This window comes from Sporosarcina sp. (genome assembly GCF_029257255.1).
Lineage (GTDB): Bacteria > Bacillota > Bacilli > Bacillales_A > Planococcaceae > Sporosarcina.
Window position 1 is genome coordinate 1 of record NZ_JARICI010000003.1, and the last position, 25,426, is coordinate 25,426.

Here is a 25,426-nt window from a genome sequence, read left to right on the forward strand (position 1 = left end):
GGTGGAAGTGCGGCGACGCATGTAGCTGACAGATACTAATCGATCGAGGACTTAACCTTTATAAAAAGTAGTTACTTGAACTACCCAATGTCTTTTATTCAGTTTTGAGTGAACAAGCTTTACTCAATATAGTCTAGTAACGATAGCGAAGAGGTCACACCCGTTCCCATACCGAACACGGAAGTTAAGCTCTTCAGCGCCGATGGTAGTTGGGGGCTTCCCCCTGTGAGAGTAGGACGTTGCTAGGCTGTTCATTTTTTTTTTTGCAAAATTTCATGGTCCCGTGGTGTAGCGGTTAACATGCCTGCCTGTCACGCAGGAGATCGCGGGTTCGATTCCCGTCGGGACCGCCATATTTTAACTTTCCAACGATTTCGCCTCTATGGTGAGATCGTTTTTTATCTATTAAGATATCATTCCTTCCGTAAAGCCGAAAGGCATTGGAAGCACTTACTTATACAGAGAACTACACTGTGTAGCGAGAAGGGCAAGGAGTGGTGGAGTGCAAGGAAGCGAGCCGCTGCGACTCGAAGTGGATGACATACGCTAGACTTGCAAGCGGAGAAACTGACGTAGTCAATCCGCTGCTCATCGTCATTCGCAGCCCGAACATGGAAGTTAAGCTCGTGCGCCGGACATGATCTCAGGTCAGATGATACCATTCCTTATAGGGAGTGGTTTTTTGTATACTGAAAATCATATTTGCACGGAGAAATTCTACTTTGGCTCGTTGGCAGGAGAATTTGGTTCTCTGGAATCTGTTTTGGCGCGTTTGTTGATTGAAACGGTAAATAGATACGCATCATCTTCGCTTTAGTTTTCTTGCGTTTTTCTGTACACTAGTATTAAGATGATTTGAAAAGAAGGGTGCGTTGGCTGTGTGGAAGAAAGATATTGAATCTGTTGAAGAGATGGAAGCACTGGCAGCTGAAATTGGAAGCTATTTAAAACCGCCGGATGTCCTGACATTGGAAGGAGATCTTGGTGCAGGGAAAACAACATTTTCCAAAGCACTGGCGAAATCTATCGGTGTGAACCGAACTGTCAGCAGTCCAACCTTTACGATTATTAAACAGTATGAGGGGAATTATCCCTTAAATCATTTGGATGTGTATCGTCTGGCTGGCAGTGAGGAAGACTTAGGCTGGGACGAGCTATTTTATGGAGACGCCATTTCTATTGTCGAATGGGCTCAGTTTATTCAGGATGAATTGCCCGAAGAACGCCTTGAAATGATGATCCGACAAACAGGTTCTACTACCCGCACGGTTGAATTAACGCCAAAAGGTGATCGATTTACACATATATGTGAGGAGATTTTTAGATGATATGGTTAGGTATTGATACAGCGAATTCTCCTTTATCGGTAGCAATCGTCAAGGATAATGTGTTGCTTATAGAAGAGTCAAGCATGATGAAAGTGAATCACTCGCTGCGTGCGATGCCGGCTGTAGAAGAAGCGTGCAGGAAAGCTTCCATTGTACCGGCTGACATAGATGCCATTGCTGTTTCTGAAGGTCCTGGATCTTATACGGGTGTCCGTATTGGTGTGACGATTGCGAAGACACTAGCCTGGACTTTGAATAAACCGCTTTACGGTGTCTCCAGTCTGCAGACGCTCGCGATGAATGGGCAGTTGTTTAACGGGCTGATCTGTCCGTTGATTGATGCAAGAAGATCTAATGTCTATTCAGCTGTCTATCGTGCAGAAGGAGAGGGATTAGCCGCTGTTGATGAAGATCAGCATTGTTCCCTTGCAGATCTTCTTGATCGTTTAGACAAGTTAGGTGAGCCTGTCCTTTTCATTGGGGATGATGTGAAGATTCATGAAGAAGTGATCCAGCAACGGCTTGGCGAGAATGCGCGTTTTGCTTCATTTGCGATGAATGTACCGCGTGCTTCTTCTGCTGTTTTATTGGCTATGGGTAAAGATGAGGCTGATTCGGTGCATGCTTTTACACCGCAGTATAAGCGGATTACAGAAGCAGAGGCCAACTTGGTGAAGAAGGAGCCTTTACATGAGTGAAGATATCATATTTCGTAAGATGACCATGGCTGATATTCGTGCAGTAGCAGATATTGAACGTGAATCATTTGCCACCCCGTGGACAGAAGAAATTTTTGAGCATGAACTGTCGGGTAACGCTTATTCTCATTATATCGTAGCGGAATTAGATGGAGAAATCATTGGACACTGTGGTATGTGGATTGTGCTGGATGAGTGCCATATTACGAATGTCGCTGTCCGGTCGAAAGTGCGTGGGAAAGGCTATGGTGAAGAGCTGATGCGTCAGGCAATGGAGCTCTGCCGCCTGAATGAAGTGAAAACCATGACGCTTGAAGTCCGTGTCAGTAACGAACCGGCACGTACGCTTTATCGCAAACTGGGCTTTCAAGAAGGCGGTATCAGGAAGAACTATTATACGGATGACCATGAAGATGGTCTCGTGATGTGGGTGGAATTCGAATGAAGAAAGATCATTATATATTAGGTATCGAAACGAGCTGTGATGAAACCGCAGCATCTGTTGTGAAAAATGGCACAGAAATCGTGTCGAATATTGTCTTATCGCAAATCCAGCAGCAGAAGCAATATGGTGGCGTGGTGCCGGAAATCGCTTCTCGTCTGCATGTTGAGCAGATTACACGAGTGATTGAAGAGGCGCTGTTGGAAGCTGAGCTGGTACCAAGTGATTTGGAAGCAGTAGCCGTAACAGAGGGCCCAGGTCTTGTTGGTGCATTATTGATTGGGATCAATGCAGCAAAGGCTTTTGCATTTGCCAATCAGTTGCCGTTAATCGGCGTGCATCATATTGCGGGCCATATTTATGCGAATCAATTATTGCATCCAATGGAGTTTCCACTGCTCGCACTGATCGTGTCAGGCGGTCATACGGAGCTGGTTGTCATGAAATCACATGGTTCGTTTGAATTAATCGGAGAAACGCGTGATGACGCAGCTGGAGAGGCATATGATAAAGTGGCGCGTGTCCTCGGCTTGCAATATCCGGGTGGACCGCATGTGGATCGATTGGCATTAGAGAGTGACGGAAGTGTAGAGTTTCCGCGCGCTTGGCTGGAATCGGATTCATATGATTTCAGTTTCAGCGGCCTAAAGTCTGCGGTTATTAACTATAAGCATAATGTCGTTCAAAAAGGCGGAGAAATCAATCCGCAGCATGTAGCGGCAGGTTTTCAGGAAAGTGTTGTAGAGGTATTGACTGCGAAAACAGTGAGGGCGGCAAGGGAGTTTGAAGTGAAGCAAGTGATCGCGGCAGGCGGAGTAGCGGCCAATAAAGGTTTGCGAAGCTCACTGACTGAAGCCCTCGAGATAGAAAATATCCCTTTTTACGTCCCTACAATTGCGTTATGCACAGACAATGCAGCGATGATCGCATCTGCGGGATATGAAATGTGGAAAAGCGGAGTGCGAAGCGATTCTACTATGAATGGACGACCTGGAATGGAACTGAATTCTTGGAATGAATGATAGATACACACATTTTGCTAACATTCAGCAAAATGTGTGTTTTTTCTCGACGGGAATTTTATTTTGTCAATAGAGAACATTCGTACTTATGCACAATTTGTGGATAGTTTGTGGGTAAGTTATGAAAGGTGTGATAATTATCCTTCTTAATTTTGGATAACTTTGTGGACTTTTTATAGAAGAGCTGTGGATAATGTGCATAACAATGTTCATATGTGTTTAAAACGGGATTTCACCTGTGGAAAAGATTGTGGAGAAATAAATCAGGATTTGTAGGAGATTTTCAGATGAATAGAGTTGATTGGCGAATAATGACCAAAAAAACTACTAGAACAAATGATTGCATAACATACCTTGCTGAAGAAAATAAAAAGCTGTCGTAGGAACTTCATAAAAGAATTTCCATAGACAGCCCTATGTTTATAAATTTTCAAGTTCTTCCTGCAAATTCAGCCATTCTTCTTCCTGCTGATCATGCTTTGCCTGGATTTCATCGATTTGCTTCTGTAAATCCATCAGTTTCACATGATCATTGGCGAGATCGGGATCAAGCAGTTGTTCCTGCAACTCATTAATTTCAGTATCAAACTGCTCAAGTTTCTTTTCAATTTCGGCAATTGCTCGCGTCAGTCTACGTTCCTGTCGCTGAAACTCCTTGCCGGCAACTTCTTTCTTCACAGACGGTTCCTTGGCACGCTGTTCTACCATCGTCGCAGCGGCAATTTCCGCCATTTCGATTTTCTTCTCGATATAGTAGTCGTAGTCACCTAAGTATTCGACCGCGCCGTCTTCGCTCAGCTCAATGACTTTCGTCGCCAATCGGTTGATAAAGTAGCGGTCATGAGAAACGAAAAGAATTGTTCCAGGGAAGTCGTCCAGTGCATTTTCAAGGATTTCCTTGCTGTCGAGATCCAAGTGGTTCGTCGGCTCGTCCAAAATCAGCGTATTGGATTTCTCAAGCATTAGCTGGGCCAATGAAAGTCGCGCTTTCTCTCCACCTGAGAGCGAAGTCACGAGTTTCTCGATATCATCACCTGTAAACAAGAAGCGTCCGAGCAGGGAACGGATATCCTTTTCATTCATCATCGGCCAGTCGTCCCAGATTTCCTGAAGCACAGTACCTGTACCAATTAATGTTGCCTGGTTTTGATCATAATAACCGAATTGCACGTTGGTACCGTAGCGAATCTCTCCGCCAAGCAGCTCATTGCGCTTGACGATCGTCTTCAAGAGTGTCGATTTACCGACGCCGTTCGGCCCGACGAAAGCGACCCGGTCTCCTTTATAGACACGCAATGCAATGTTCTTTGATACAGGTTCCACACCGTAGCCAATCTTCACATCGTCAAGGGACAGTACATCATTGCCGCTCTCCCGATCCAATGAAAATGAGAAATTAGCGGACTTCTCATCACCGTCAGGAGAATCCATCCAGTTCCGTCGCTCCAATTGCTTGCGCCGGCTCTTTGCCATTTTAGAAGTGGAAGCCCGTGCAATATTCTTCTGAATGAACTCCTCAAGCTTTGCCCGTTCATCCTTCTCTTGTTCGAACATCTTCTGATCACGTTCATAATTCTTCGCTTTTTCATCCAGATACGCACTGTAGTTGCCGCTGTATCTTGTCACTTTACGCCGGGATACTTCATAAACTGTGTTCACAACTTTATCAAGGAAATACCGATCGTGAGAGACGATCAGTATAGCCCCCTCATAAGCTGACAAATAACGCTCCAACCAGTTCAGTGTCTCGATATCCAAATGGTTTGTCGGCTCATCGAGGATCAGCAAATCAGGCTTACTCAACAGCATTCTCGCCAGCGCGAGACGTGTCTTCTGACCGCCCGACAGCAGATGGACAGGTTTTTCAAAGTCCTCCGGATAAAAACGCATGCCGTGAAGCACGGAACGGGCATCGGCTTCAAACTGATAGCCTCCCGCTTCCTTGAAAGACACCTGCAGTTCATCATACTCCGTCATCACACGTGTATAGCTGTCCGTATTCTCATAGACAGAAGGATCCGCCATTTGCTGCTCGAGGGAACGCAAACGTGCTTCCATTTGACGTAATGGGATAAATACGGTCATCACTTCATCCCAGATCGTCAGTTCCGAATTAATTCCGCTGTGTTGCTCCAAATATCCGACCTGCACATCTTTCGGAATGATTATATCGCCTTCATCAGCGCTTAGTTCACCTGCTATGATTTTTAATAATGTCGATTTTCCGGCACCATTTCGTCCGACCAGTGCTACGCGGTCACGATGCTGCACCTCAAGACGCACGTTTTCCAGCAAATCCGTGCCTGAAAAAGACTTGGTCAGTCCATTCACTTGTAAAATAATCAAGCCTCACACCTCTATTCTCATTTAAGTTTAATGGAATCCGCGTTACCATGCAATAATCGGCTTTACAATGACAGCGTTCTCCTGTACGATAAAAAGTGCTCTAACCTATTTTAAACAAGGTGTCGACGAGCAACACTGGGGGTAAGGAAAGCAGTGGGTAAACCTAGAATACCGCAGGCAACGACGAAACGATTGCCTTTATATTATAGATTTTTACGAAATTATGCAGATGCAGGCGTCCAGCGCATTTCATCGAGCGAATTAAGCGAAGCAATGAAAATTGATGCGGCGACAATTCGCAGAGACTTTTCTCATTTTGGTGCACTCGGGCGTAAAGGCTACGGCTATGATGTCGATTCATTATTGCAGTTTTTTCGCGAGACACTGGACCAGGATGAAGGTGCGAATGTTGCACTCATCGGCGTAGGAAGTCTTGGTAATGCGTTCTTGAAATACAATTTCCAAAAGATCCACAACACAAAAATTGTTGTGGCGTTCGACCCGAAAGCGCCATATGAAGGCGAAGAACGTAATCATATTCCGATATTTCCACCAGATCGGCTGGAAGAGAAAATTCAAGAGCTCGGTATCGAGATGGTGATCTTGACGGTGCCAAAAAGAGTGGCTCAAGAATTGACAGACCGCCTCGCAAAAACGGGCGTGAAAGGGATATTAAATTTCACACCTGAACGCTTGGCGGTGCCGGACACGATCCGCATCCAGAGCATCGATCTTTCCGGTGAGCTACAGACATTGATTTACCTTATCAAAAATGACGTAAAAGATTCACAAATAAAGTGACACGATAATAGCAAATACAAGGCTTTTCGTGTAGAATAGACATATTATGAGGAGGTGACCAATCATGGCTCCAGGCATTGGAAGTTTGCTAATTATTGCGGTTATCGCATTGCTTATATTTGGTCCTAAGAAGTTACCTGAAATCGGTAAAGCATTCGGTTCTTCGCTGCGTGAATTCAAGAACGCAACAAAAGGTCTTGCCGACGACGATGACGAGGTAAAGAAGATCGAAAACAAGAAAGAAGAAGTGCGGTAAGTTAGGGTGTTAGTCTGATGGCGGATAAAAACTTAACGATCATTGAACATATAGATGAAGTGCGAAAACGGCTGATGGTAATTGTCGTTTTCTTTACTGTTGGCGTGATTGCCAGTTTCTTCTTTGCGAAGCCGCTCATTAATTTCATACAATATGATACACCGGCGGAACAAGTGGTGCTGAACGCGTTCAACGTCATTGATCCGGTCGTGATTTATTTGAAGGTCATCATTTTCCTGGCGATCGTCATTATTTCACCAGTCATCATGTATCAGTTTTGGGCGTTCATCTCACCTGGCCTTCGTGATTTGGAACGAAAAGTTACACTGTCGTACATTCCTTTCGCTTTTCTCCTGTTTCTTGCGGGGATCAGCTTCTCGTATTTCGTTCTGCTGCCGTATATCATGAAATTCATGATTAACCTGTCCGCTCAATTAAATATTGAACAGACCATCGGCATCAACGAATACTTTTCTTTTCTTTTTTCTATTTTATTGCCGTTCGGCTTCGTTTTCCAGCTGCCGATCGTCATCTTATTCCTGTCCCGTCTTGGAGTGCTGGAACCAAAAGTATTGGTGAAGGTGCGTAAATTCGCATACTTCGGCCTGTTCGTACTGGCCGCCTTCATTACACCTCCTGACATCGTATCGCATCTGTTTGTAACACTTCCGCTATTTGTCCTGTACGAGATCAGTATTATCATCTCGCGCCTGGGCTACCGGAAATTCGAAAAAGCGGAACGACTGCACATACTTGAAGAAATAAAAGCGGAACAGCAGCGTCAAATTGATGAAGTGCTGAACCGGACAGATAAACAATAAAACGTAATCCTCCTGCATATGCAGGGGGATTTTTTACGTTTCAAATACAATTGTTACAATTGGGTATTTTTGGAGCTGTGCCTATGGTAAACTAGCAAGGACAACGAGATTGGGAGGAAATGTATTACAATGAACGCGAGAAAGACTCGGCAGCGGCTGAGCAAATGGGTATTGGGTGCAGTTTTAGTCACGGCGAGTATTTATACTCCTTTTACAGGAGATCAAGCGGCTGCGGCACAGCAGTCTTATAAAGGATTAGAAGTAGGAATTAATCAGGTAATCACAAGTCAGCGCATGCGCGGCACAAAAAGCAGTGTGGTCGTCAGAAATGCGGATACGAATAAAGTCGTCTATCAATATCGTCCAGATCAAGGCGTGACGCCTGCTTCGAACGTCAAAGTATTGACAGGGGCAACGGCTCTTGAAGTATTGGGTGAAGATTATACATTCGTTACAGATGTCTTAACGAACGGCACAGTGAAAAACGGTGTGCTGAATGGACATTTGTATTTGCGCGGAACAGGCGATCCGACATTGATGGAACGCGATCTGAAGCGTATGGCGAAAGAGCTTCGTCAGTCAGGCATTAAATCAATCACAGGAAACGTCGTGGCGGATGATACATGGTTCGACACAAAGCGCCTTTCTCCAGGGATCTATAAGTCTGATGAAACGCATTACTACGCAGCGCAGATTTCGGCACTGACGATCTCACCGAATGAAGATTATGATTCAGGAACAACAATTGTGGAAGCGAAACCGACAAGAAACGGCAAAGCGGCAACAGTCACACTGACACCGCATACCAATATCGTCAAAGTGGTAAACCGGACACGCACAGTTCCGAAAAACAAGCCGAATACGGTATCGATGACACGACAGTATGGAACGAATACGATTATCGTCTCAGGTAACATTCCCGTTAATTCAAACGGCAAGCGCCAGTGGGTGACGGTTTCGAATCCGAGTGCCTACACTGCAGATGTCTTTATGCGGGCATTGTCTAAAGAAGGAATCAGTCTGAGCAAGTCGACAAAAGTCTCTCGCAGCAAGACACCAGCAAACGCACAAGTGCTTGCAACGAACCGGTCGATGTCTTTGTATTACTTAATGGTGCCATTCATGAAACTCAGCAATAATTCACATGCGGAAATACTTGCAAAGTCCATGGGCCGTAAAGTATATAACCAAGGCAGCTGGGATGCCGGTATCCGTGTAATGAAGGAAACAATCGAAAAAGAAGGAATCAATACAAAAGGAATCTACTTAGAAGATGCATCCGGCATGTCGCATAAAAACAAGATTCCGTCCGAGAAGATTTCTGAGGTGTTATTCGCAGTACAGTCTAAGCCTTGGTACCCGGCGTTTGAGCGTTCATTGCCGGTAGCCGGTATGAATGAACGCATGCTTGGCGGGACACTGCGTAATCGTCTGACAAGCCCGCTCGTCAGAGGAAAAGTGTTAGCGAAAACAGGTTCATTGAATCATACAGATGCTCTGTCCGGTTACGTCAAAACGAAGAATGGCAGAGAGCTGATCTTCAGTATTCTGACTGAAGGGGCGAAGAGTACGGCGCGTCCAGATATCGATAAAATGGTTCAGGTGATGGCTGCACAATAAAAAATCTCTCCTTGCATATGCAGGGAGAGAATTTTTTTATATAAGGAATGATATGATACTTTGCTGCATATCCTGTAGTTGCTGCAATTTATCCGCATTCCATTGAACGACCGTCACGAATCCGTTCATCAGAAAGTGGGCAATCATCGGTGTCAGCAGACGCTTGGTTTTGTAATAGACAAATGCAAACGCTAGTCCCGGCAGCAAGTACATGAGCAGATGCTGCAATTCGTTATGAACGGCGGCAAATACGACAGCACTTGCAATGGCTGCAATCCAGAAGTTCGTCTTCGTGTACAAGCCTCCGAATAAAATGCGGCGGAATACGACTTCTTCAAGGAACGGTGCGAAAAGCACCATCGGGAAGATGATGATTGGAGCTGTTTTTGCGATATTCGAGAGCAGTTCTGTATTTTCAGAGCCTGCGGTGACACCGAACATCGATTCAATGGCAGCACCTAGAATTTGACCCGCCATCGCCAAGAAGAACCCTAGGATTCCCCATAGAAGTACTTGGCCAAAATGTGCAGGCTTTCCTTTGAATACCGGAATGAACTTTTTATTTTTGACTAGGATTATCACGAAGATGATTGCAGCAATCGTATTAACCGTAAATAATGTCCAGGCAAAAGCGTGAGAAATGGCTTCAACTTTTGGCAGTCCAAGCTCCGTGAAATACAAGAGGAGTACCGGCGCCAGAAATATGCTGGCGATTTGCATAACAACATACGTAATAAAGAGAATCAGAGCAACGACCCAGTTCTTCACTGTGCACAACCTTTCATCTATATCTGATGACCATTTTAACGCGAAAAAAGATGTTTGGCAAAAGAAGAAAATGTCGAACGCTTTTGCTTGCAATTTTTATTGGAATTCTTTAAGATAAGAGTTGTGTTAGCACTCATTAATGCTGAGTGCTAAATAATAAAAAAATAACCAATATCTCGAGGAGGTTGTTTCATTTGTTGAAACCACTAGGTGACCGTATCGTAATCGAATTAATCGAAGCAGAAGAAAAAACATCAAGCGGCATTGTCTTACCAGACTCTGCAAAAGAAAAGCCGCAAGAAGGAAAAGTAATTGCTGTTGGTACAGGCCGTGTTCTTGAGAACGGACAGCGCGTGGAATTGGAAGTATCGGAAGGTGACCGCATCATCTTCTCAAAATATGCAGGTACAGAAGTGAAGTATGAAGGTACTGAGTACTTGATCTTGCGTGAAAGCGACATTTTGGCAATCATTGGCTGATTACTTACTATAAAAAATAACGATATGAAAATTCAGGAGGGAACTTTATAAATGGCTAAAGAACTTAAATTTAACGAAGAAGCACGTTCAGCAATGCTACGCGGTGTGGATACATTGGCAGACGCAGTTAAAGTAACACTCGGACCAAAAGGACGCAACGTAGTATTAGAGCGCAAATTTGGATCTCCATTAATTACAAATGACGGCGTAACGATCGCTAAAGAAATCGAACTTGAAGATGCATTCGAAAACATGGGCGCAAAGCTTGTAGCAGAAGTCGCTTCCAAGACGAATGAAATCGCAGGGGACGGAACAACAACTGCAACGGTTCTTGCACAGGCAATGATCCGTGAAGGCTTGAAAAACGTTACAGCTGGAGCAAACCCTGTCGGTATCCGTAAAGGAATCGAAAAAGCGGTAATCGCAGCAGTAGAAGGCCTGCAGGGCGTTTCGGATGAAATCGAAAGCAAGCAGGAAATCGCACAGGTTGCAGCTATTTCTTCAGGAGATGAAGAAGTTGGTGAATTGATCGCACAGGCGATGGAGCGCGTTGGAAACGACGGTGTTATCACGATTGAAGAGTCTAAAGGATTCGTTACAGAGCTTGACGTAGTAGAAGGTATGCAATTCGACCGCGGCTATGCATCTGCAAACATGGCAACAGATACAGATAAGATGGAAGCTGTTTTGGACAATCCATATGTCTTAATTACAGATAAGAAGATTGGTAATATCCAAGAGATTCTTCCGGTACTTGAGCAGGTTGTTCAGCAGGGTAAACCTCTATTGATCATTGCTGAAGACGTAGAAGGCGAAGCATTGGCTACATTAGTAGTTAACAAATTGCGCGGAACGTTTAACGCAGTAGCGGTAAAAGCACCTGGATTCGGAGATCGTCGTAAAGCGATGCTCGAAGACATTGCGATTCTAACTGGCGGACAGGTAATCACAGAAGATCTAGGACTTGATCTGAAATCTGCTGATCTGACTTCACTTGGACGCGCTGCGAAAATCGTTGTAACAAAAGATAATACAACAATCGTAGAAGGAAGCGGCGATGCGAACGCAATTGAATCTCGCGTAGGCCAAATCCGTTCACAGCTTGAAGAAACAACTTCTGAATTCGATAAAGAGAAATTGCAGGAACGCTTGGCTAAATTAGCTGGCGGTGTAGCAGTCATCAAAGTCGGAGCAGCAACTGAAACGGAGTTGAAAGAACGCAAACTTCGTATTGAAGATGCATTGAACTCAACTCGTGCAGCAGTCGAAGAAGGAATCGTTTCCGGTGGCGGTACTGCATTAGTGAACGTTTACAAGCAAGTAGAAGCATTGCTTGAAGATACAGAAGGCGACGTAGCAACAGGTATCAAGATCGTCCTTCGTGCACTTGAAGAGCCAGTACGTCAAATCGCTACAAACGCTGGTCTGGAAGGATCAATCGTAGTAGATCGCCTGAAGCGCGAAGAAGTCGGCATTGGCTTTAACGCAGCAGACGGCTCATGGGTGAACATGGTAGAAGCAGGAATCGTGGACCCAACAAAAGTAACTCGTTCTGCATTGCAAAACGCAGCATCTGTCGCAGCAATGTTCTTGACTACTGAAGCTGTCGTTGCAGACCTACCAGAAGCAGGCGGCGGTATGCCTGATATGGGCGGTATGGGTGGAATGGGCGGCATGATGTAAGTCGTTCACATGCTGTTTTGTGAAGCTGTCTCGTTCATAATTAATTAGTATAGGAATAACCACTTCTCAGAAAAATGGAGAGGTGGTTATTTTTTATGCTTTTAAAATTTGCATATCAAGACTTTTTAGCAGACAGGAAGTTTAAGAACACAACGCAAGTGAACATTGGAAACTATGAGAGGACGCTAGGACTGTTTATCGACTATTGCCTTGACCGTGGTGTCATTAACATTGAGGAGGTAGCACATAGTCATGTACGCAGTTACCTACTTGATTGTCAGGAGAGAGGAAATAAGCCAAGTACAATTAATACAAAAATCATGAGAATTCGAGCATTTTTCAATTACTTAATCGAAGAGAGGATAGTAAGTGAAAACATAGCTCGTAAAGTTAAATTACAAACAGAAGATGTAAAGATTGATGTGTTTACGGATGAGCAGATATATCAAATGTTAGCTTACTATCGAAGCTTGAGACGCAAGGAGAAGAGTTACTTCAGTTACCGAGGGTATTTGTTAATCATGTTGCTACTTGGAACTGGAGTGAGACGGAAAGAAGCAATAAATCTCAAATGGTCAGATATTGATATGCCCAATGTAACGATGAGTGTTCACGGAAAGAATCGTCAATATGAAACAGTATTCATAACTGAAAAGTTAGTTAAGGAACTTTCTGTATACAAGGTGTTTTGTAAGAACTTCTTTGGTGAGGAGAATGAATACGTGTTTCTGAACCGTAATAACACACCCATGACATACAACTCTATTATGTTGGTGTTTAAGAACCTCCAGAAGCATATGAACTTTAAGGATGTACGAGTGAGTCCTCATACTTTTAGACATACCTTTTGTCATAGACTTGCCATGAGTGGAATGTCTACGTTTGCAATACAAAAGATGATGCGCCATAAGAATATAAACGTAACCATGCGTTATGTAGCAATGTGGGGGAATGAATTGAAAGAGCAAAATGATATACACAATCCATTGAACAACTTGGATATATGAACTATAGAAGGGCAGGTGTGACATTGGTTATTGAGGCTCTTGAACATTCGGATTTATCAGTCAAAACATAGTATCTTGATTTAGACAGGGGAGAGTTGGAGAAGAATTTGGAGAGCGTCAGTAAATTGCAAGCTAGAAGGTTAGGAGAATGATAATAAACTTTATGATACAATAGGCTTATGTGTCAATTCGGTAATAGGAGATGTTTTTTTGAAAGTCAGAGAGTTGATTGGTCAGGGATACTTGTCATGGGAAAAAGGTGAAATTATAACTATTACCGCAGGAACGGGTAAAGGTAAAAGTGATTTCATCAAAAAAGAGTTGTATGAAAAAGCTAAAAGTGAAAAAGAAAAAATACTGTTCTTTCTTCATCGTAGCAATACAGTAAATCAATTTGAGCTGGAGTTGACCGCAGCAACAAAGACTGATTTTATCACTTTGAAGACCTATCAAGCATTTCAAGCCAGCTTACTAAGCGAAGAACCTTTAGATTTAACTGAATATAAGTATATCGTATGTGATGAATACCACTATTTCTCGAGTGATTCAACCTTTAATAAGTTTACCGACATAGCTCTTAACGCTCTGTTAGCAAATCAGAGTAAATCTGTTCTTATCTTAATGAGTGCAACGAATGGATTCATCAATTCTTTTTTAGAGGAAGAGTTAAGTGTTCAAACCAAACATTATACTATCCCGATTTCTTATGACTTTGTTAAGTCCATAGAGTTCTATACCAAAGAATCTGAGTTGTATAACCTGTTGGATTACCAACTGAGTAATGGAATTAAAACTATTATATTTATGGATTCTGCTAAGAGAAGTTATGAAGCCTATGAGAAATATAATGAACACAGTATGTTTGTTTGTAGTGAAGGTAACACCACATATGGTGCTAAAATGGATAAAGTGAAGCGAGATATGTTGCTTAAAAGCCAAAAATTCGATGATTTGTTTTTGTTTACAACTCAGACATTAGACGCAGGGTTAAATATTGTTGATGATGAGTTAGATTGTATTGTGGCAGACATAGCGGATACAGATACATTGATTCAATGCATTGGGAGGAAGCGTTTAGTGAACGATGAAGATAAAGTAAAGCTTTTAATTAGAAATCGAACGAAGGCGATGTTAGGTGAAGATTCTAAAAAAGTTAAAAAGAAATTGAAACATGCTACGTATCTCAAGGAACAGGGTCTACAGGATTATGCCAAAAAGTTCTATAGAGAATCCGATGAATCACAAGTAGTCTATTATGAGTTAAATAAAGAAGGCTATTTCGAGCTTAAAGTTAATGAATTGGCTTACAGCCAGTTGATTTATAAACAAAATATTATTGAAAGCATTAAAGAAACACCAAATGGCTATCAGCAATATATAGAAGAGTTGTTTGGAAAAAGTAACACATTATTACATGATAGATATCTTGATTCTCAAGCATCCCAGTTGCTGTCTGATTACTGTAACAAAGAGATACGTATAGAGAAAAAGGCTTCAAAACTTGAATTTGCAGCTAGCTTGAATTTGAGAAGAGGTAAGGATTTTGCTAAAACAATTAAAACGATTAATAGTGAATTGGAAAAAAAACAAACTCCCTATCGTTTAGTTGAAATTGATAGCAGAACGAAAGGTGCTGGTGATAAGAAAGCTTGGTTAGTTAAGGCTTTGGTTTTACAGCCGAATGGTTCGTATTTATTGATGTAAATTGTTGTATTGGTCAAAAAGGGTGCCTCTATATATTAATGAAAGGTCAAAAATGACCAAATTTTAAAAATGTGAAAATCGTCGAGGGGTTTGGGGACGGACGAAAGCGTGTTTTTGATATTGAATTTATCGAGAGCGGAGCGGAAGATAAAACAATTCCAAAACCGCCACGTCCCCAAGAACTTTATGTGTGGAAACTATTAATTACTAAATAGCAAACATCAACTGCTGAAATTCGAAAGACTATATGATGTAAGAATAGAGAGATTGATGTCCTGTGGAATTAATTTAACTTTGGATGAACTACTGTATCTGTATAAATAAATCCTCCTAGTCAAATTCATACATTATTGGGGAGTTAGGAAATTGAAAAATGCAATAAAGTAATATAGCCTGAGCGGGCAACAGACTATAAATCAATGGAAGAAAAGTTTAACGAAATGCAGTTGCCAAAAGAAATCAATCAAACTGGCGGTGACTGCGGAACTTTATTGCTCATTGGTTTAGCGCTATTCACATTAATTCTTGTTTATAACGCACATGAAAAGCTAATAAATTAGAATATATGAAAGAGAGATGTATTGAAAATGAAAGTTATAAGATTTGTTGTTGTTTTATCTTTTTTTGTTCTTTTTGTAGGAGAGGTTTCTCAAGTAGAGGCTTCTAGTGGTGGGGGCAATAAGTACGTGACTTCTAAGGGTGACTTGATATTAAGAGCTGAACCAAACTCAAAAGGTGCTAAAGTAACCATGTTGAAGAGAGGCTCAAAAGTTTTTGTCTATTCAGCAGGTAAAAACGGTTGGTCACATATTAAACAAGGAAACTATAGGGGTTATACAAAAGGTTCTTATTTAGTGACTAAATCGTCTTCCCCAACAAAAAATCCAGCACAAAGCGCAATGACAGAAAATGAACTTAATTATGCTTTAATTGAGATTCGGGCTAAACAGAAAAAGTATCCAACTTATTCTCAAGAATATCGTGATGCCTTAAATGAGGAAAATAAAATAATTCAAAAATTGATTGATTTAAACAATCAAAAAATCAATAAGTTAGAAAAGTCAGTTGGAAGATGAATGATTCAAAGAACAAATTCTATATCTAATATTTTAACTAACTGAACTAAAGGTAGAGTTAACGACTCTACCTTTTTCTATGCGCATCTGTAGCAAGAAAGGTAGCTCAAGACGAGACGGTGGCTTTGAACCGCCACAAGTGGTTTATCACACGTTTGGATATAGCGTTTGACTATACAACACCATTCAACACAAGCGCCTATCTGAGAAGGCATGGAGGGCAGAAGTAACAGAATTTCAATACATCGTCATGGGCAGGCTCGATGGGCAACTATAAGCGCACAGCGACAGATTCGCATTATGACCGAAAGGTAGAGAATGAATCACTGGAAAGTCATTTTACTAATCGTTTTGAAGTGAAGTTAAACTTCTTAGAGAGCGATAAAATGAATTTTATCGACTTGAATCATTCACTCATTGCTAATCGTCTACTAGCTGAAATGTTTATTCCTTGCCTAACGTACTCGAATTTTCATGAACTGAAGGTTAAGACCAATAAAAGACAGATGAAGTATACTGACCTTATTAAGCGTTCGAAGGAAGTAAACAACGAGAATTATACAAGGTTGCGTCTAACTGATAACCAATGGAGGACATACCGCAAGCATTTCAAGGCGAGTCGTGATGATATAGAACGATTATATATGGATGAAAGGAATAAGATTTATGATTTTCTATTGCCTAAAAGGTATTAAAAAATAAATAAAACTCCCGTCTTTTAGAGATAATGCAAAATGCAATTTCTAATAGACAGGTGTTTTTGTTTTTAATAAATATTATATTATTGTTATTCTACTAAATCTTCAATATATGATTCCAAGTCCGTATAGTTTTTTGTTTTTCTGAAATTTTCATTAATCATGCCTAAAGTCAAGCGTACTGCACCAACGTCATGAAACGGATAATCACGGGTTTCGGCTTCAAATCTTAAAAATAATTTGTACCCTCTTTTTATCTCTTTGTCTAATTCTTCAATTGAATTAAACTTAGCATTTGAAAGTTCATTTACTAAATCTGAAATGACTTTGGAATCCGAGTGTTTTCTATCAGGGAATTTAATGCGCATATATAGAGTTAAACTATCTAAATTTAGGTCTGTTTTCTTTTCAACTGACTTTGTTTCTTGGATGATATTTAGTACGTCGGTTTGTAATGATTCTTTATTACTTTGACTTTGTTTAAAAAATGATTCGAAGTTGGTATCAGCAACGTAGAATAGACCGCTCAAAGCATTGAAACTTCGTCTAAGCTCAGGAGGTATATCATTTTCACTTTTGTATTCTAAGAAGTGTGAAATATTAGCCCAAGCATCCATAGAGATGGTTCTTACTTGTATTTCGAAAGGTGTTTCTTTAATTGAATCGTATCGAGAGCCTGCGAAATGAGATTTAAGTTTTACAATATAGTGAGCTGACATATATCCGAAAGTATTTGAGTTTTCAATATCATTAATCTTATCATCTTCGGAAATGACTTCGAAATTAGCAAAGATAATGTCACTAATTTTTTTTATATCCGATAGAAATAAGCAAACAACTCGTAAGCCTACAATGTCAGTAATGTCTTCAAATGGCTTTTCTGTTTGTTTCAATTCAACCTTTTTTAAAAATGAATCTTTTTCCTTAATACGAGAAGAAATCATATGTATTTTAATTTTAGTTGTTTCAAGACAAGATTTTAATATGTGTTCGCCCTCTTCCTTTAGGCGTATGTAATTATTTTCACGCTCCAAGTAGTCATGTTCAATTTGACGATAATCTATATTTTTCACATCAGTAGTCACGGATGAATCCAATTAAAACACTCCTTCTAATTTGTAATGATACAACCATATTCCATATTACTGGAGATTGCAATAGTACCTATAAGTAATTTTTTCTGTTACATCGAAACGATGCGATAAGGTCAGAACCGCCACTAATCTAATCAATTACATATATCAGTAGGTAAACCTATATAGATTGTTCCGTGAAATCAATGGGACATATAGCAGCGGTAAACAGGACGGAATGTATCATAGATTGAATCATGTGGTTGTGCGTAGATAACTCTATTGAGAAAAATGAGTATCAACGATAGCCGTTATAATAATAGCATAGGTGTCTCAACTTAACAGTATTGACACTGAAAGCTCGACACTGTAGTATCAAGGTATCGAAAGGTGTCACAACTAAGTGCCATAAGTAAGCGTGAAATGAGGGGATAAAATGACGGTATATGGATATGCGAGAGTATCAACTAAGGGGCAAGACCTACAGGTACAGATTAAAGACCTGCACAAAGAGAACGTGGAGTACATCTATCAAGAGAAGTTCACTGGTGCTTCAACTGAAAGACCACAGCTAAGAGAACTACTAGACATCCTACAAGATGGTGACAAATTAGTTGTAACTAAATTAGACCGTCTAGCAAGGAATACAATGGAAGGAATCGATTTAGTAAATTCGTTATTTGAAAAAGGAGTAAAGGTTCATGTGTTGAACGTTGGTCTACTAGAGGACACAAGCATGGGACGGTTCTTTTTAACGACACTATTGGCGGTTGCTGAAATGGAACGCAACATGATTATTGAGCGTACACAGGAGGGCAAGGCTATAGCTAGACTGAATCCTAACTATCGTGAAGGACGAAAGCCTACCTATAAAAAGGCACAGCTTGACCATGCCTTGAGTATGTTAGAGAGCCATTCTTATAATCAAGTGGCGGAAAAGACAGGTATCAGCAAGAGCACACTAATCAGAGCGATGAACAAGCGAAAGATGCAAGAAGCAGTGAAACTTAATAAGTAGATACATAAATGTATAAACACATGTGAAAAAGTATCGAATCTGTATGGCTAAAAGAGAGTTTTCCGAAGGTTACGTTCAGGTAATTGGACAAAAGAATATGTGTTTTATGAGGTTTTGTCATGTTGAATTATTTTATATTAGACCTGTAAAACACGTATTTTATGTAGTGAGTGAAGCAGAGCTAAAGTCAATCACAGAGCCTTGTGAGAGGCACTATAGCGACATTGCAAGCCTCTTAGGACAAGCTGTTAATCAATGTGTGTGTGGAGTTAAACGTGTGTTGTAGCTTGATACAGGGGCGTTTGATGAGCACCCCATCTATTACCGATATTCCATCCATAACGCAACATAGATAGCTGTGTCCTGTAACATACACACACCAAGAAGGTCAATTTAGTATGCGAAACAAAGTCCCTTATTGAGATTATAGATGAGCATTAATTAAAACATGATAGTAGATTTTATAGAATTGGGGGCAGACGAAGATGATGACTTTCAAGGACGTTAAAATAGAAATCATTGAAAAAGGTTTCACTGATACTTTTCCGAAGATACATAAATATATGATAGATAACAAGCCACTTAGTATAAAACAATACATATTGCTTTTTGACCTTGCATTAACATATAAGCAAGCAAGAATAATCTTTAATCAGATAAAAGATGTTGAAAGCTATAATATAGAAAGAAGTTTTGCTATTAGATTATTGTGGAAAGAAATTACAAGTGTTAAACATATGCAAGAAGCTATTAACTTTTACAAAAACACTTTTTCGGAACATATATCAAGCGAAAGACTACACAATTCAGCAATGATATATTATGAAAAGAAAATTCAACAGCAAAGATTAAATGAGATAAAGAGAGAACAACAGCAAACAAATGAAGCTCAAATAGAATTTAGTCCAATGAAAACACTGGGGAAAAGGAAACAAGTCATTTTTGTTTATCCTCGTTCAGAAAAAGTTAAATTACAAGCTTTAGAAAAATCAGGTTATCTTTGTGCGGTGAATAAAGAACATAAAAACTTTATTTCTAGAGCTACTAATGAGAATTATGTAGAAGTTCATCATCTAATACCTTTTTCACAGCAAGGAAATTATAGAAACTCATTAGATTGCATTGAAAACATAGTTTGTTTATGTGTAAGCTGTCACAAGCAATTGCATCTAGCTAGGTTTACAGATAAGAAGTTTAGCATAGAACTATTGTTCAATTTGAAGCTCGAAGAATTGCGGTCTGTTGGATTGAATATTACCTTGCAGAAGCTTTATGAAATTTATTGTGATGAAAACATTGAAGAGGAGGATTGGGACTATGGGGTTAATGATAAATAAAATAGAGAAGGAAGTTAGTTTCGATTATTTATTTTATCTAAACAATAGTACATACACATTAGCTTTAAATGGCTTAGAACTTGAAAAGTTGCTTGGAAAACAATATGAAAAGTATTTGAATCTTAATGAGATTGAAAGGTTTAGATATAGAGATTTTTTTGAAGAAACCAAAATTAATGAAATGGCTGAAAGTTTAATTGATGGCACATGGATTGCTAATCCCCCATTGCATGTGAACATTCTTAAAGAATCAATATTAGATATTGTTTGCAATGAAGAAAGTAAAACAATTAAGCTTTCAGCAAATGTCGAAGTAGCTTTATTGGAAGGATATTTGATGTATTTCGCAATTGAGAAAGCGCTTTTGATAGAAGATGGGCTTGAAGGGATAACCTTTATCGTTAAGCTAACTAACTATGATATAGACTCTTTACAAAAGGTTTTTTCTCAGAGAATTAAAGAGGGTTCAAGTGGAAAAGTGAATTAACTGAAAAATGTTGTTATGAAAAATGCACACCACTTGAACTATTCAAAAAACATTTAGCGTATAGCGTATACAATCTATTCTGAATTCGTTATAATTGAGTGGACCCACCGCCTTAACTAATTAGGAGGTGTTAGCATGGTACATAAAGTTGTAAAGGTTAGACCATACAAGCGTTTCCGCAAGGGACGATTAGAGTATGTTCGAGAGCATTACCGCTCGTATCCGTTACGCTAGCCAAGTGAAGCTTCTGAGTTAGGGTCAACTCTCCATAGTTAACTTTGGTGGTGGGTTACTAATGAATAAAAACTAAGGGAGCTGAAACAGGCTCTTTTTTTGATTATTTTAAAAGTAGGTGAAGGTAGTGGTGAAAGCACAGTTGTACTTATATCAAAAATTGCGTGAAAAATTTCAAAAGCCTTATGATTATTATCATGAGGTTTACTTGAACAAAATCACTGTAGTTTTTGATAACTTAGAAGAAGAAGCAGATAAGATAGCTCAAAGGCATTACGAAGAGTTAGGACAATACTTTGACCCTGATAGACATGATTATGAAGATTTTGCTGACGTGGCTTATGAGAAGGGGATAGAGTATTACGAGGCGATTTCATTGATTAGATACAACAATCAATTAATGTGGATTTCTACACTATATCAATTTTGGGAGCAACAAGTAAGAAAGTTCTTATTCGATGAAATCAAAAGTTCAGGAATAACATTATGCACTAAGAAGGGGAAAGAAATCGAGTTCTCAAGATTTTGCACAAGAGGAATTAAAGACATTAAGGAACAATTTTTAAGATTTGGTCAAGATATAGAGCAATTGTCATGCTGGCAAACGATAGATGAATTAAGACTACTAGCCAATGTTATCAAACATGGTGAGGGTGTTTCCACAAACGACTTAGAAAAACTAAGACCTGACATCTTTAAATCAGGAGTATTAGATAACAATTTAATGAAAATGCATAGAACCGTTCTCAATGAACAAGTTTTGAATGTTAAATATATGGACTTCGTTATGTATAAGGATGCCCTTCAAAGCTTTTGGGGAGAGCTTCCAGAAGGGCTTTATTGTGAGATAAACGAGATTTGAATTAAGGTGAATCATTTTTTATTTACCATCAAAAAAGTAAATAAACAAGAATATGATACATGAAACTATTCAATTGAATATGTATATTTTAAGATAACTTCACAATAAGCGACAACTGGTTTATAATAGAAGATAGTAAGAAATACTGAGAAGTGGTATATCTATAATAAATTATGAATGAATGGCTCTATTACTCGTTACGCATTACAAAACGCAGCATCTGTAGCAGCAATGTTCTTGACTACAGAAGCTGTAGTTGCAGACCTACCAGAAGCAGCAGGCGGCGGTATGCCTGATATGGGCGGTATGGGTGGAATGGGCGGCATGATGTAATAACCGCTCCCAACCCTTGATATGTATGGGTTTGTGAGTAAGATAAAAGTGGTTTGCTAACATTTTGCTAACATTGAGGAAATTAACGGAGGCTTCTCATGAGTTCACCGAACTTTTGAGAGGCTTCTTTTTTCATTTCCTGTGTAACGTGGAGGTAGACATTTTTGGTGATTTGGTCATTTGAATGGCCAAGTCTATCCATGATTTGTTCGAGTGCGACACCTGCTTCAGCTAAAAGCGAAGTGTGTGTATGCCTCAATGAGTGCGGTGTTAAGACCGGGTTTAATTTTGCGAATGCAAGCAGTCTAGCCATCCTAATTTGCACCATTTTAATGACAAGAGGATATCCAAGATGACGCTCTGTTTTAGCAAAGATGAAGTCTTGATTATCGTAAGCATCACCTAGCTGGTGAATGATTTTCGTTTGAATTTCTTTGTGCAGGCTCAAAGCTTTGATCACATCTTCATCCACAACAATTTTCCGTCTAGATTTTTTTGTTTTTGGTGTCACCAACTGAAACTGGACTGAATTATTATTGGGGTTGTAATAGGTTTTGGTAATACTGATGGTTTGATTTACAAAATCAATATCTTTCCACTTGAGCGCTACGAGCTCACCAACCCTAATTCCTGTATAGGACAGGACGAGAAACATCAAGTAGTCTAATTCCAATCCTTGATTCTTGGCAGTACTTAAGAAAAGTGCAAGCTCCTCCTTTTCCAAATACTTCGGAATTTCCTCTTCCTCTAACTGTTCAATTGTTTTTTTATTCTTCTTAACATAGGCAAATTCAGTAGGGTCCTTCTTGATTAGCTCCAATTCCAATGCTTTCCGAAAAATCATTCGTCCAGTTCGATTTATTCCCTCCCTTGTACTGTCAGAGTATCCTCTGTCCTTTAAATCGTTCAAAGCGTCTTGATATCTAATTCTTGAAATGTCCTTTAATTTCAGCCGGGAAAAGTAGGGCAATAACTTATTGATTTCATGAATACGGACACGAATTGTTCCGGGTTTAACATCTTTTGCTTCACTGTAGATCGGGAGCCACTGATTTGCAAATTCACAAAACGTTAAGTCTGTTTCCTCCATATATATTTCTTGGTTTAACTCATACATGAGCATGATAGCAGCTGCTTCAGCTTCCCCCTTAGTTTTAAAACCACTCCTTACTTTTTGTTTCCTTTTACCAGTAAGCGGATCTGTTCCAATATCAATGGTGAAAGCCCATTTTGAACCACAAGTACACTGTTTCTTCTTGCACTTGCAACCCCTCTTGTAAAAATGTCCCTTCATTCTTTCAGAACCTTCCTTTCTGTTTGTTTTTGTTACAAATATCCACTATTCCCTGCCATGAATTGATTCATTCGTATTGATACAATTAAGATAGCAATGGCATTTTATTTATTCGGGTGGTAAGGTTAAATTGATAAATAAAAATTGATTTTCAACTATATGTGGACCCATAAAGGGAGTAGTCTCCCTATGTCAGTGACAATAAATAAACAGTTTGTCTTTCATAAAATTTGAAGAAATGTGGTGATTATTATGTTGGAAGAACAAAACAACGAACCAAAAAGAAAATATGCATGGGTTGACAAGTGGGCAAAGATGACCGGGGAACGTGCAAGAATTGACGCAAAGGTCAACAACACATACATCGTATATGAGAAAAACGGAATGCTTGTAAAGGAATTTCCGAACGGAGATGTTATTCCCTTTAAAAAAGATGGTGAATCCTAATGCATACACACCAACCGACCTTTTTTGTATTCGCTGGTAACAATGGAAGTGGAAAAAGTACCCTGCGAAATCTAATCATCGATAAAATAGGTATAGATATCAATATTGATCCAGATGCTATCGCTCGAAGAATCGATCCCGAAAACCCAGAAAGCAAAAGAATTGCTGCGGGGAAAGAGGTTATTAAATCAGTTAAAAGGTACATTGAAGAAGGTAAGAGCTTTTCGATTGAGACAACACTTGCTGGTAAAAATGCAATCAGACAAATACAAAAAGCAAAGGAGATGGGTTATGAAGTGACTATGTTCTACGTTGCACTTAGCAATGTAGAACAAAATATTGAAAGGGTTGCAATGAGGGTTAAAAATGGCGGTCACAATATCCCCACTGAAGATATTGTAAGAAGGAGCATTACTTCGTTCAACCATCTTTACGAATATACAAAGATCATCGATAACCTTGTTTTGATTGATAATAGTGAAGATGACGGGGAAATAGTTTTGGAGGCTAATAATGGCATTATTAGCTTTGAAACATCACCCCTTCCCGAATGGGTAACTCCAGTTACAGAGCAATTAAAAAGGAACTAAATAGCGTTGATAAACAAAGAGACAGCAAAATAATATCATTTTGCTGTCACTCATTTTATCATGCAATGCTTCTCATCAGTTCACTGAACTTGTTTGAAGCTTCTTTTTTCATTCCAGTGGTTACATGAAGATACACCCTTCTAGTCACTTCATCGTCCTGGTGACCTAACCGATCCATAATTTCTTCTAGTCCTACCCCAGCCTCAGCAAGAAGCGAAGTATGTGTGTGACGAAGGGAATGGGGAGTAACTTTAAGATTCAGATCTACTTTTTTTAATAATCTAGCCATCCTTGTCTCCACTAGTTTGATCAAAATAGGATAGCCCGGGTGTACAACTCCCCCATCGTTGTTCCTGAGTTTTTATTGAAATAGTTGAAGGGGTTATTTGAAGAATAGTTGTATAACGCGAAATTCGATTATTTACATATTTCATCGCTTTAGTCTTTATCCAATCTTCATATAAAGGAAACAACGTATCACGATATTGTTCTTTTTTTAGTGTAGCTGGCACTTCCGCAAAAAATGTTCCTTGCGAAAATTTGAAGTTTGGCACTGTTATTTCTGTATTGGATATCACCTTTAAACGATATTGCCGCCCTAGATACGGAAGCTTTTCACCTGATAAAAATAATCGCTGATGTCGATAATCATTAATTTCTTCAAAATGAAGTAACTGTTTCCGAATCCAAGTCACTTTATTCTTCACGACATCTTGAATTTTTTCAATTTCTACATCAATAGGGGCAATTACCTTAACCCCATCTTTATCAACTGTAATCGAAACGGTTTTCCTCTTATTGCTCCTGACTATCTCATAGGGGATTAATGTTTGTCCGAATGTTATTAAATGCAATTGAAATCCCCCTTTAGATTATATAGTAACATGAAGTGCTTGTTATTTAAAAATGTTGGAGTAGGTACGAGTAATTGAAATGTGTAATGACATCTATTGAAAGAATATTTTTTAGATTTTGTTGATAGATATTTAGGAGTTAGTTACA

At 39.7% G+C, this 25,426-nt stretch carries 26 protein-coding genes, 1 tRNA gene, 1 rRNA gene and 2 pseudogenes; 24 read left to right on the forward strand and 6 right to left on the reverse strand.

What is annotated here, in order from left to right:
• Positions 1-132: 132 nt before the first annotated feature.
• The 7 genes from rrf to tsaD all read left to right on the forward strand — a co-directional run bounded on the left by rrf (position 133) and on the right by tsaD (position 3,490).
• A 5S ribosomal RNA gene (rrf, locus tag Q1J64_RS00280) occupies positions 133-248 on the forward strand.
• Between the two features lie 29 nt (positions 249-277).
• Positions 278-353: transfer RNA gene (locus tag Q1J64_RS00285), tRNA-Asp, on the forward strand.
• A 141-nt stretch (positions 354-494) separates the two neighbouring features.
• Positions 495-641 carry a hypothetical protein gene (locus Q1J64_RS00290; RefSeq protein WP_301107096.1) on the forward strand — a complete coding sequence of 49 codons (147 nt, stop codon included), beginning with the start codon at positions 495-497 and terminating at the stop codon, positions 639-641.
• Between the two features lie 237 nt (positions 642-878).
• Positions 879-1,328 carry a tRNA (adenosine(37)-N6)-threonylcarbamoyltransferase complex ATPase subunit type 1 TsaE gene (gene tsaE / locus Q1J64_RS00295; protein ID WP_301107097.1) on the forward strand — a complete coding sequence of 150 codons (450 nt, stop codon included), beginning with the start codon at positions 879-881 and terminating at the stop codon, positions 1,326-1,328.
• Positions 1,325-2,026, forward strand: coding sequence for a tRNA (adenosine(37)-N6)-threonylcarbamoyltransferase complex dimerization subunit type 1 TsaB (gene tsaB, locus Q1J64_RS00300; protein ID WP_301107098.1), 702 nt, complete (start codon positions 1,325-1,327; stop codon positions 2,024-2,026). Before tsaE ends, tsaB begins: the two co-directional genes overlap by 4 nt.
• Entirely contained in the window at positions 2,019-2,471 is a 453-nt protein-coding gene (rimI, locus tag Q1J64_RS00305) for a ribosomal protein S18-alanine N-acetyltransferase (protein ID WP_301107099.1), read from the forward strand. The genes tsaB and rimI overlap by 8 nt, the downstream gene beginning before the upstream one ends.
• The gene (gene tsaD, locus Q1J64_RS00310) at positions 2,468-3,490 is read left to right on the forward strand and encodes a tRNA (adenosine(37)-N6)-threonylcarbamoyltransferase complex transferase subunit TsaD (protein ID WP_301107100.1); all 1,023 of its coding nucleotides are present in this window, start codon (positions 2,468-2,470) and stop codon (positions 3,488-3,490) included. Before rimI ends, tsaD begins: the two co-directional genes overlap by 4 nt.
• A 420-nt stretch (positions 3,491-3,910) precedes the next feature.
• Here tsaD and Q1J64_RS00315 read toward each other — a convergent pair whose 3' ends face one another.
• Positions 3,911-5,836, reverse strand: coding sequence for an ABC-F family ATP-binding cassette domain-containing protein (locus Q1J64_RS00315; RefSeq protein WP_301107101.1), 1,926 nt, complete (start codon positions 5,834-5,836; stop codon positions 3,911-3,913).
• Positions 5,837-5,989: 153 nt separating this feature from the next.
• Between Q1J64_RS00315 and Q1J64_RS00320 the strand changes: the two genes are divergently transcribed.
• The 4 genes from Q1J64_RS00320 (at position 5,990) to dacB (ending at position 9,334) form a co-directional block, all read left to right on the forward strand.
• Positions 5,990-6,637: a redox-sensing transcriptional repressor Rex gene (locus Q1J64_RS00320; protein ID WP_301107102.1), complete on the forward strand. Its 648-nt coding sequence runs from the start codon at positions 5,990-5,992 to the stop codon at positions 6,635-6,637.
• Between the two features lie 64 nt (positions 6,638-6,701).
• Positions 6,702-6,893, forward strand: coding sequence for a twin-arginine translocase TatA/TatE family subunit (locus Q1J64_RS00325; RefSeq protein WP_301107103.1), 192 nt, complete (start codon positions 6,702-6,704; stop codon positions 6,891-6,893).
• A 17-nt stretch (positions 6,894-6,910) separates the two neighbouring features.
• Positions 6,911-7,714, forward strand: coding sequence for a twin-arginine translocase subunit TatC (gene tatC, locus Q1J64_RS00330; RefSeq protein ID WP_301107104.1), 804 nt, complete (start codon positions 6,911-6,913; stop codon positions 7,712-7,714).
• A gap of 129 nt (positions 7,715-7,843) precedes the next feature.
• The gene (dacB, locus tag Q1J64_RS00335; protein WP_301107105.1) at positions 7,844-9,334 is read left to right on the forward strand and encodes a D-alanyl-D-alanine carboxypeptidase/D-alanyl-D-alanine endopeptidase; all 1,491 of its coding nucleotides are present in this window, start codon (positions 7,844-7,846) and stop codon (positions 9,332-9,334) included.
• 36 nt (positions 9,335-9,370) lie between these two features.
• On the opposite strand, the gene Q1J64_RS00340 is transcribed toward dacB, so the two are convergent.
• Positions 9,371-10,102, reverse strand: coding sequence for a CPBP family intramembrane glutamic endopeptidase (locus tag Q1J64_RS00340; protein ID WP_301107106.1), 732 nt, complete (start codon positions 10,100-10,102; stop codon positions 9,371-9,373).
• Between the two features lie 194 nt (positions 10,103-10,296).
• On the opposite strand from Q1J64_RS00340, the gene groES reads away from it, so the two are divergent.
• From groES to Q1J64_RS00370, 6 genes are all read left to right on the forward strand, one after another.
• Positions 10,297-10,581 carry a co-chaperone GroES gene (groES, locus tag Q1J64_RS00345; protein WP_301107107.1) on the forward strand — a complete coding sequence of 95 codons (285 nt, stop codon included), beginning with the start codon at positions 10,297-10,299 and terminating at the stop codon, positions 10,579-10,581.
• 51 nt (positions 10,582-10,632) lie between these two features.
• Positions 10,633-12,264, forward strand: coding sequence for a chaperonin GroEL (groL, locus tag Q1J64_RS00350; protein WP_301107108.1), 1,632 nt, complete (start codon positions 10,633-10,635; stop codon positions 12,262-12,264).
• Positions 12,265-12,359: 95 nt separating this feature from the next.
• Positions 12,360-13,271 carry a tyrosine-type recombinase/integrase gene (locus Q1J64_RS00355; protein WP_301107109.1) on the forward strand — a complete coding sequence of 304 codons (912 nt, stop codon included), beginning with the start codon at positions 12,360-12,362 and terminating at the stop codon, positions 13,269-13,271.
• A gap of 210 nt (positions 13,272-13,481) precedes the next feature.
• Positions 13,482-14,975 (forward strand): DEAD/DEAH box helicase family protein, encoded by a 1,494-nt coding sequence (locus Q1J64_RS00360; RefSeq protein WP_301107110.1) that lies wholly within the window; start codon positions 13,482-13,484, stop codon positions 14,973-14,975.
• A 587-nt stretch (positions 14,976-15,562) separates the two neighbouring features.
• Positions 15,563-16,051 carry an SH3 domain-containing protein gene (locus Q1J64_RS00365; RefSeq protein ID WP_301107146.1) on the forward strand — a complete coding sequence of 163 codons (489 nt, stop codon included), beginning with the start codon at positions 15,563-15,565 and terminating at the stop codon, positions 16,049-16,051.
• 263 nt (positions 16,052-16,314) lie between these two features.
• Positions 16,315-16,746, forward strand: coding sequence for a hypothetical protein (locus tag Q1J64_RS00370; RefSeq protein WP_301107111.1), 432 nt, complete (start codon positions 16,315-16,317; stop codon positions 16,744-16,746).
• Between the two features lie 92 nt (positions 16,747-16,838).
• Here Q1J64_RS00370 and Q1J64_RS00375 read toward each other — a convergent pair whose 3' ends face one another.
• Positions 16,839-17,846 (reverse strand): GTP pyrophosphokinase, encoded by a 1,008-nt coding sequence (locus Q1J64_RS00375; protein WP_301107112.1) that lies wholly within the window; start codon positions 17,844-17,846, stop codon positions 16,839-16,841.
• A gap of 412 nt (positions 17,847-18,258) precedes the next feature.
• Here Q1J64_RS00375 and Q1J64_RS00380 point away from each other — a divergent pair, with 412 nt between their 5' ends.
• The 5 genes and pseudogenes from Q1J64_RS00380 to Q1J64_RS16760 form a co-directional block, all read left to right on the forward strand.
• A complete protein-coding gene (locus tag Q1J64_RS00380; protein ID WP_301107113.1) occupies positions 18,259-18,840 on the forward strand; it encodes a recombinase family protein in 582 nt (193 codons plus the stop codon).
• Positions 18,841-19,325: 485 nt separating this feature from the next.
• On the forward strand, positions 19,326-20,177 hold the full coding sequence (locus tag Q1J64_RS00385) for an HNH endonuclease (RefSeq protein ID WP_301107114.1): 852 nt from the start codon (positions 19,326-19,328) through the stop codon (positions 20,175-20,177).
• A complete protein-coding gene (locus Q1J64_RS00390) occupies positions 20,158-20,664 on the forward strand; it encodes a hypothetical protein (RefSeq protein WP_301107115.1) in 507 nt (168 codons plus the stop codon). Before Q1J64_RS00385 ends, Q1J64_RS00390 begins: the two co-directional genes overlap by 20 nt.
• Before the next feature lie 361 nt (positions 20,665-21,025).
• A complete protein-coding gene (locus Q1J64_RS00395) occupies positions 21,026-21,760 on the forward strand; it encodes a hypothetical protein (protein ID WP_301107116.1) in 735 nt (244 codons plus the stop codon).
• 189 nt (positions 21,761-21,949) lie between these two features.
• Positions 21,950-22,093 (forward strand): annotated as a pseudogene (locus tag Q1J64_RS16760) (hypothetical protein); the annotation flags it as partial.
• A gap of 82 nt (positions 22,094-22,175) precedes the next feature.
• On the opposite strand, the gene Q1J64_RS00400 reads toward Q1J64_RS16760, so the two are convergent.
• The gene (locus Q1J64_RS00400) at positions 22,176-23,387 is read right to left on the reverse strand and encodes a site-specific integrase (RefSeq protein ID WP_301107117.1); all 1,212 of its coding nucleotides are present in this window, start codon (positions 23,385-23,387) and stop codon (positions 22,176-22,178) included.
• Between the two features lie 252 nt (positions 23,388-23,639).
• On the opposite strand from Q1J64_RS00400, the gene Q1J64_RS00405 reads away from it, so the two are divergent.
• Together Q1J64_RS00405 and Q1J64_RS00410 are read left to right on the forward strand one after the other, a co-directional pair.
• Positions 23,640-23,834, forward strand: coding sequence for a hypothetical protein (locus Q1J64_RS00405; protein WP_412177852.1), 195 nt, complete (start codon positions 23,640-23,642; stop codon positions 23,832-23,834).
• A complete protein-coding gene (locus tag Q1J64_RS00410; protein WP_301107118.1) occupies positions 23,834-24,424 on the forward strand; it encodes an ATPase in 591 nt (196 codons plus the stop codon). The genes Q1J64_RS00405 and Q1J64_RS00410 overlap by 1 nt, the downstream gene beginning before the upstream one ends.
• Positions 24,425-24,482: 58 nt before the next feature.
• Here Q1J64_RS00410 and Q1J64_RS00415 read toward each other — a convergent pair.
• Positions 24,483-24,755: pseudogene (locus Q1J64_RS00415) on the reverse strand (tyrosine-type recombinase/integrase); the annotation flags it as partial.
• Positions 24,706-25,278, reverse strand: coding sequence for a M48 family metallopeptidase (locus tag Q1J64_RS00420; protein WP_301107119.1), 573 nt, complete (start codon positions 25,276-25,278; stop codon positions 24,706-24,708). The gene Q1J64_RS00420 and the pseudogene Q1J64_RS00415, both read right to left, overlap by 50 nt.
• Between the last annotated feature and the right edge of the window lie 148 nt (positions 25,279-25,426).

Bases quoted from the DNA above. Each gene is read 5' to 3' on its own strand.
- Q1J64_RS00390 (WP_301107115.1), top strand. From the start codon at position 20,158: ATGGGGTTAATGATAAATAAAATAGAGAAGGAAGTTAGTTTCGATTAT.
- Q1J64_RS00405 (WP_412177852.1), top strand. From the start codon at position 23,640: ATGTTGGAAGAACAAAACAACGAACCAAAAAGAAAATATGCATGGGTT.
- dacB (WP_301107105.1), top strand. From the start codon at position 7,844: ATGAACGCGAGAAAGACTCGGCAGCGGCTGAGCAAATGGGTATTGGGT.
- Q1J64_RS00410 (WP_301107118.1), top strand. From the start codon at position 23,834: ATGCATACACACCAACCGACCTTTTTTGTATTCGCTGGTAACAATGGA.
- Q1J64_RS00400 (WP_301107117.1), bottom strand. From the start codon at position 23,387: ATGAAGGGACATTTTTACAAGAGGGGTTGCAAGTGCAAGAAGAAACAG.
- Q1J64_RS00380 (WP_301107113.1), top strand. From the start codon at position 18,259: ATGACGGTATATGGATATGCGAGAGTATCAACTAAGGGGCAAGACCTA.
- Q1J64_RS00370 (WP_301107111.1), top strand. From the start codon at position 16,315: ATGGGCAACTATAAGCGCACAGCGACAGATTCGCATTATGACCGAAAG.
- tatC (WP_301107104.1), top strand. From the start codon at position 6,911: ATGGCGGATAAAAACTTAACGATCATTGAACATATAGATGAAGTGCGA.
- Q1J64_RS00355 (WP_301107109.1), top strand. From the start codon at position 12,360: ATGCTTTTAAAATTTGCATATCAAGACTTTTTAGCAGACAGGAAGTTT.
- rimI (WP_301107099.1), top strand. From the start codon at position 2,019: ATGAGTGAAGATATCATATTTCGTAAGATGACCATGGCTGATATTCGT.
- Q1J64_RS00385 (WP_301107114.1), top strand. From the start codon at position 19,326: ATGATGACTTTCAAGGACGTTAAAATAGAAATCATTGAAAAAGGTTTC.
- groL (WP_301107108.1), top strand. From the start codon at position 10,633: ATGGCTAAAGAACTTAAATTTAACGAAGAAGCACGTTCAGCAATGCTA.
- Q1J64_RS00325 (WP_301107103.1), top strand. From the start codon at position 6,702: ATGGCTCCAGGCATTGGAAGTTTGCTAATTATTGCGGTTATCGCATTG.
- Q1J64_RS00365 (WP_301107146.1), top strand. From the start codon at position 15,563: ATGAAAGTTATAAGATTTGTTGTTGTTTTATCTTTTTTTGTTCTTTTT.
- tsaB (WP_301107098.1), top strand. From the start codon at position 1,325: ATGATATGGTTAGGTATTGATACAGCGAATTCTCCTTTATCGGTAGCA.
- tsaD (WP_301107100.1), top strand. From the start codon at position 2,468: ATGAAGAAAGATCATTATATATTAGGTATCGAAACGAGCTGTGATGAA.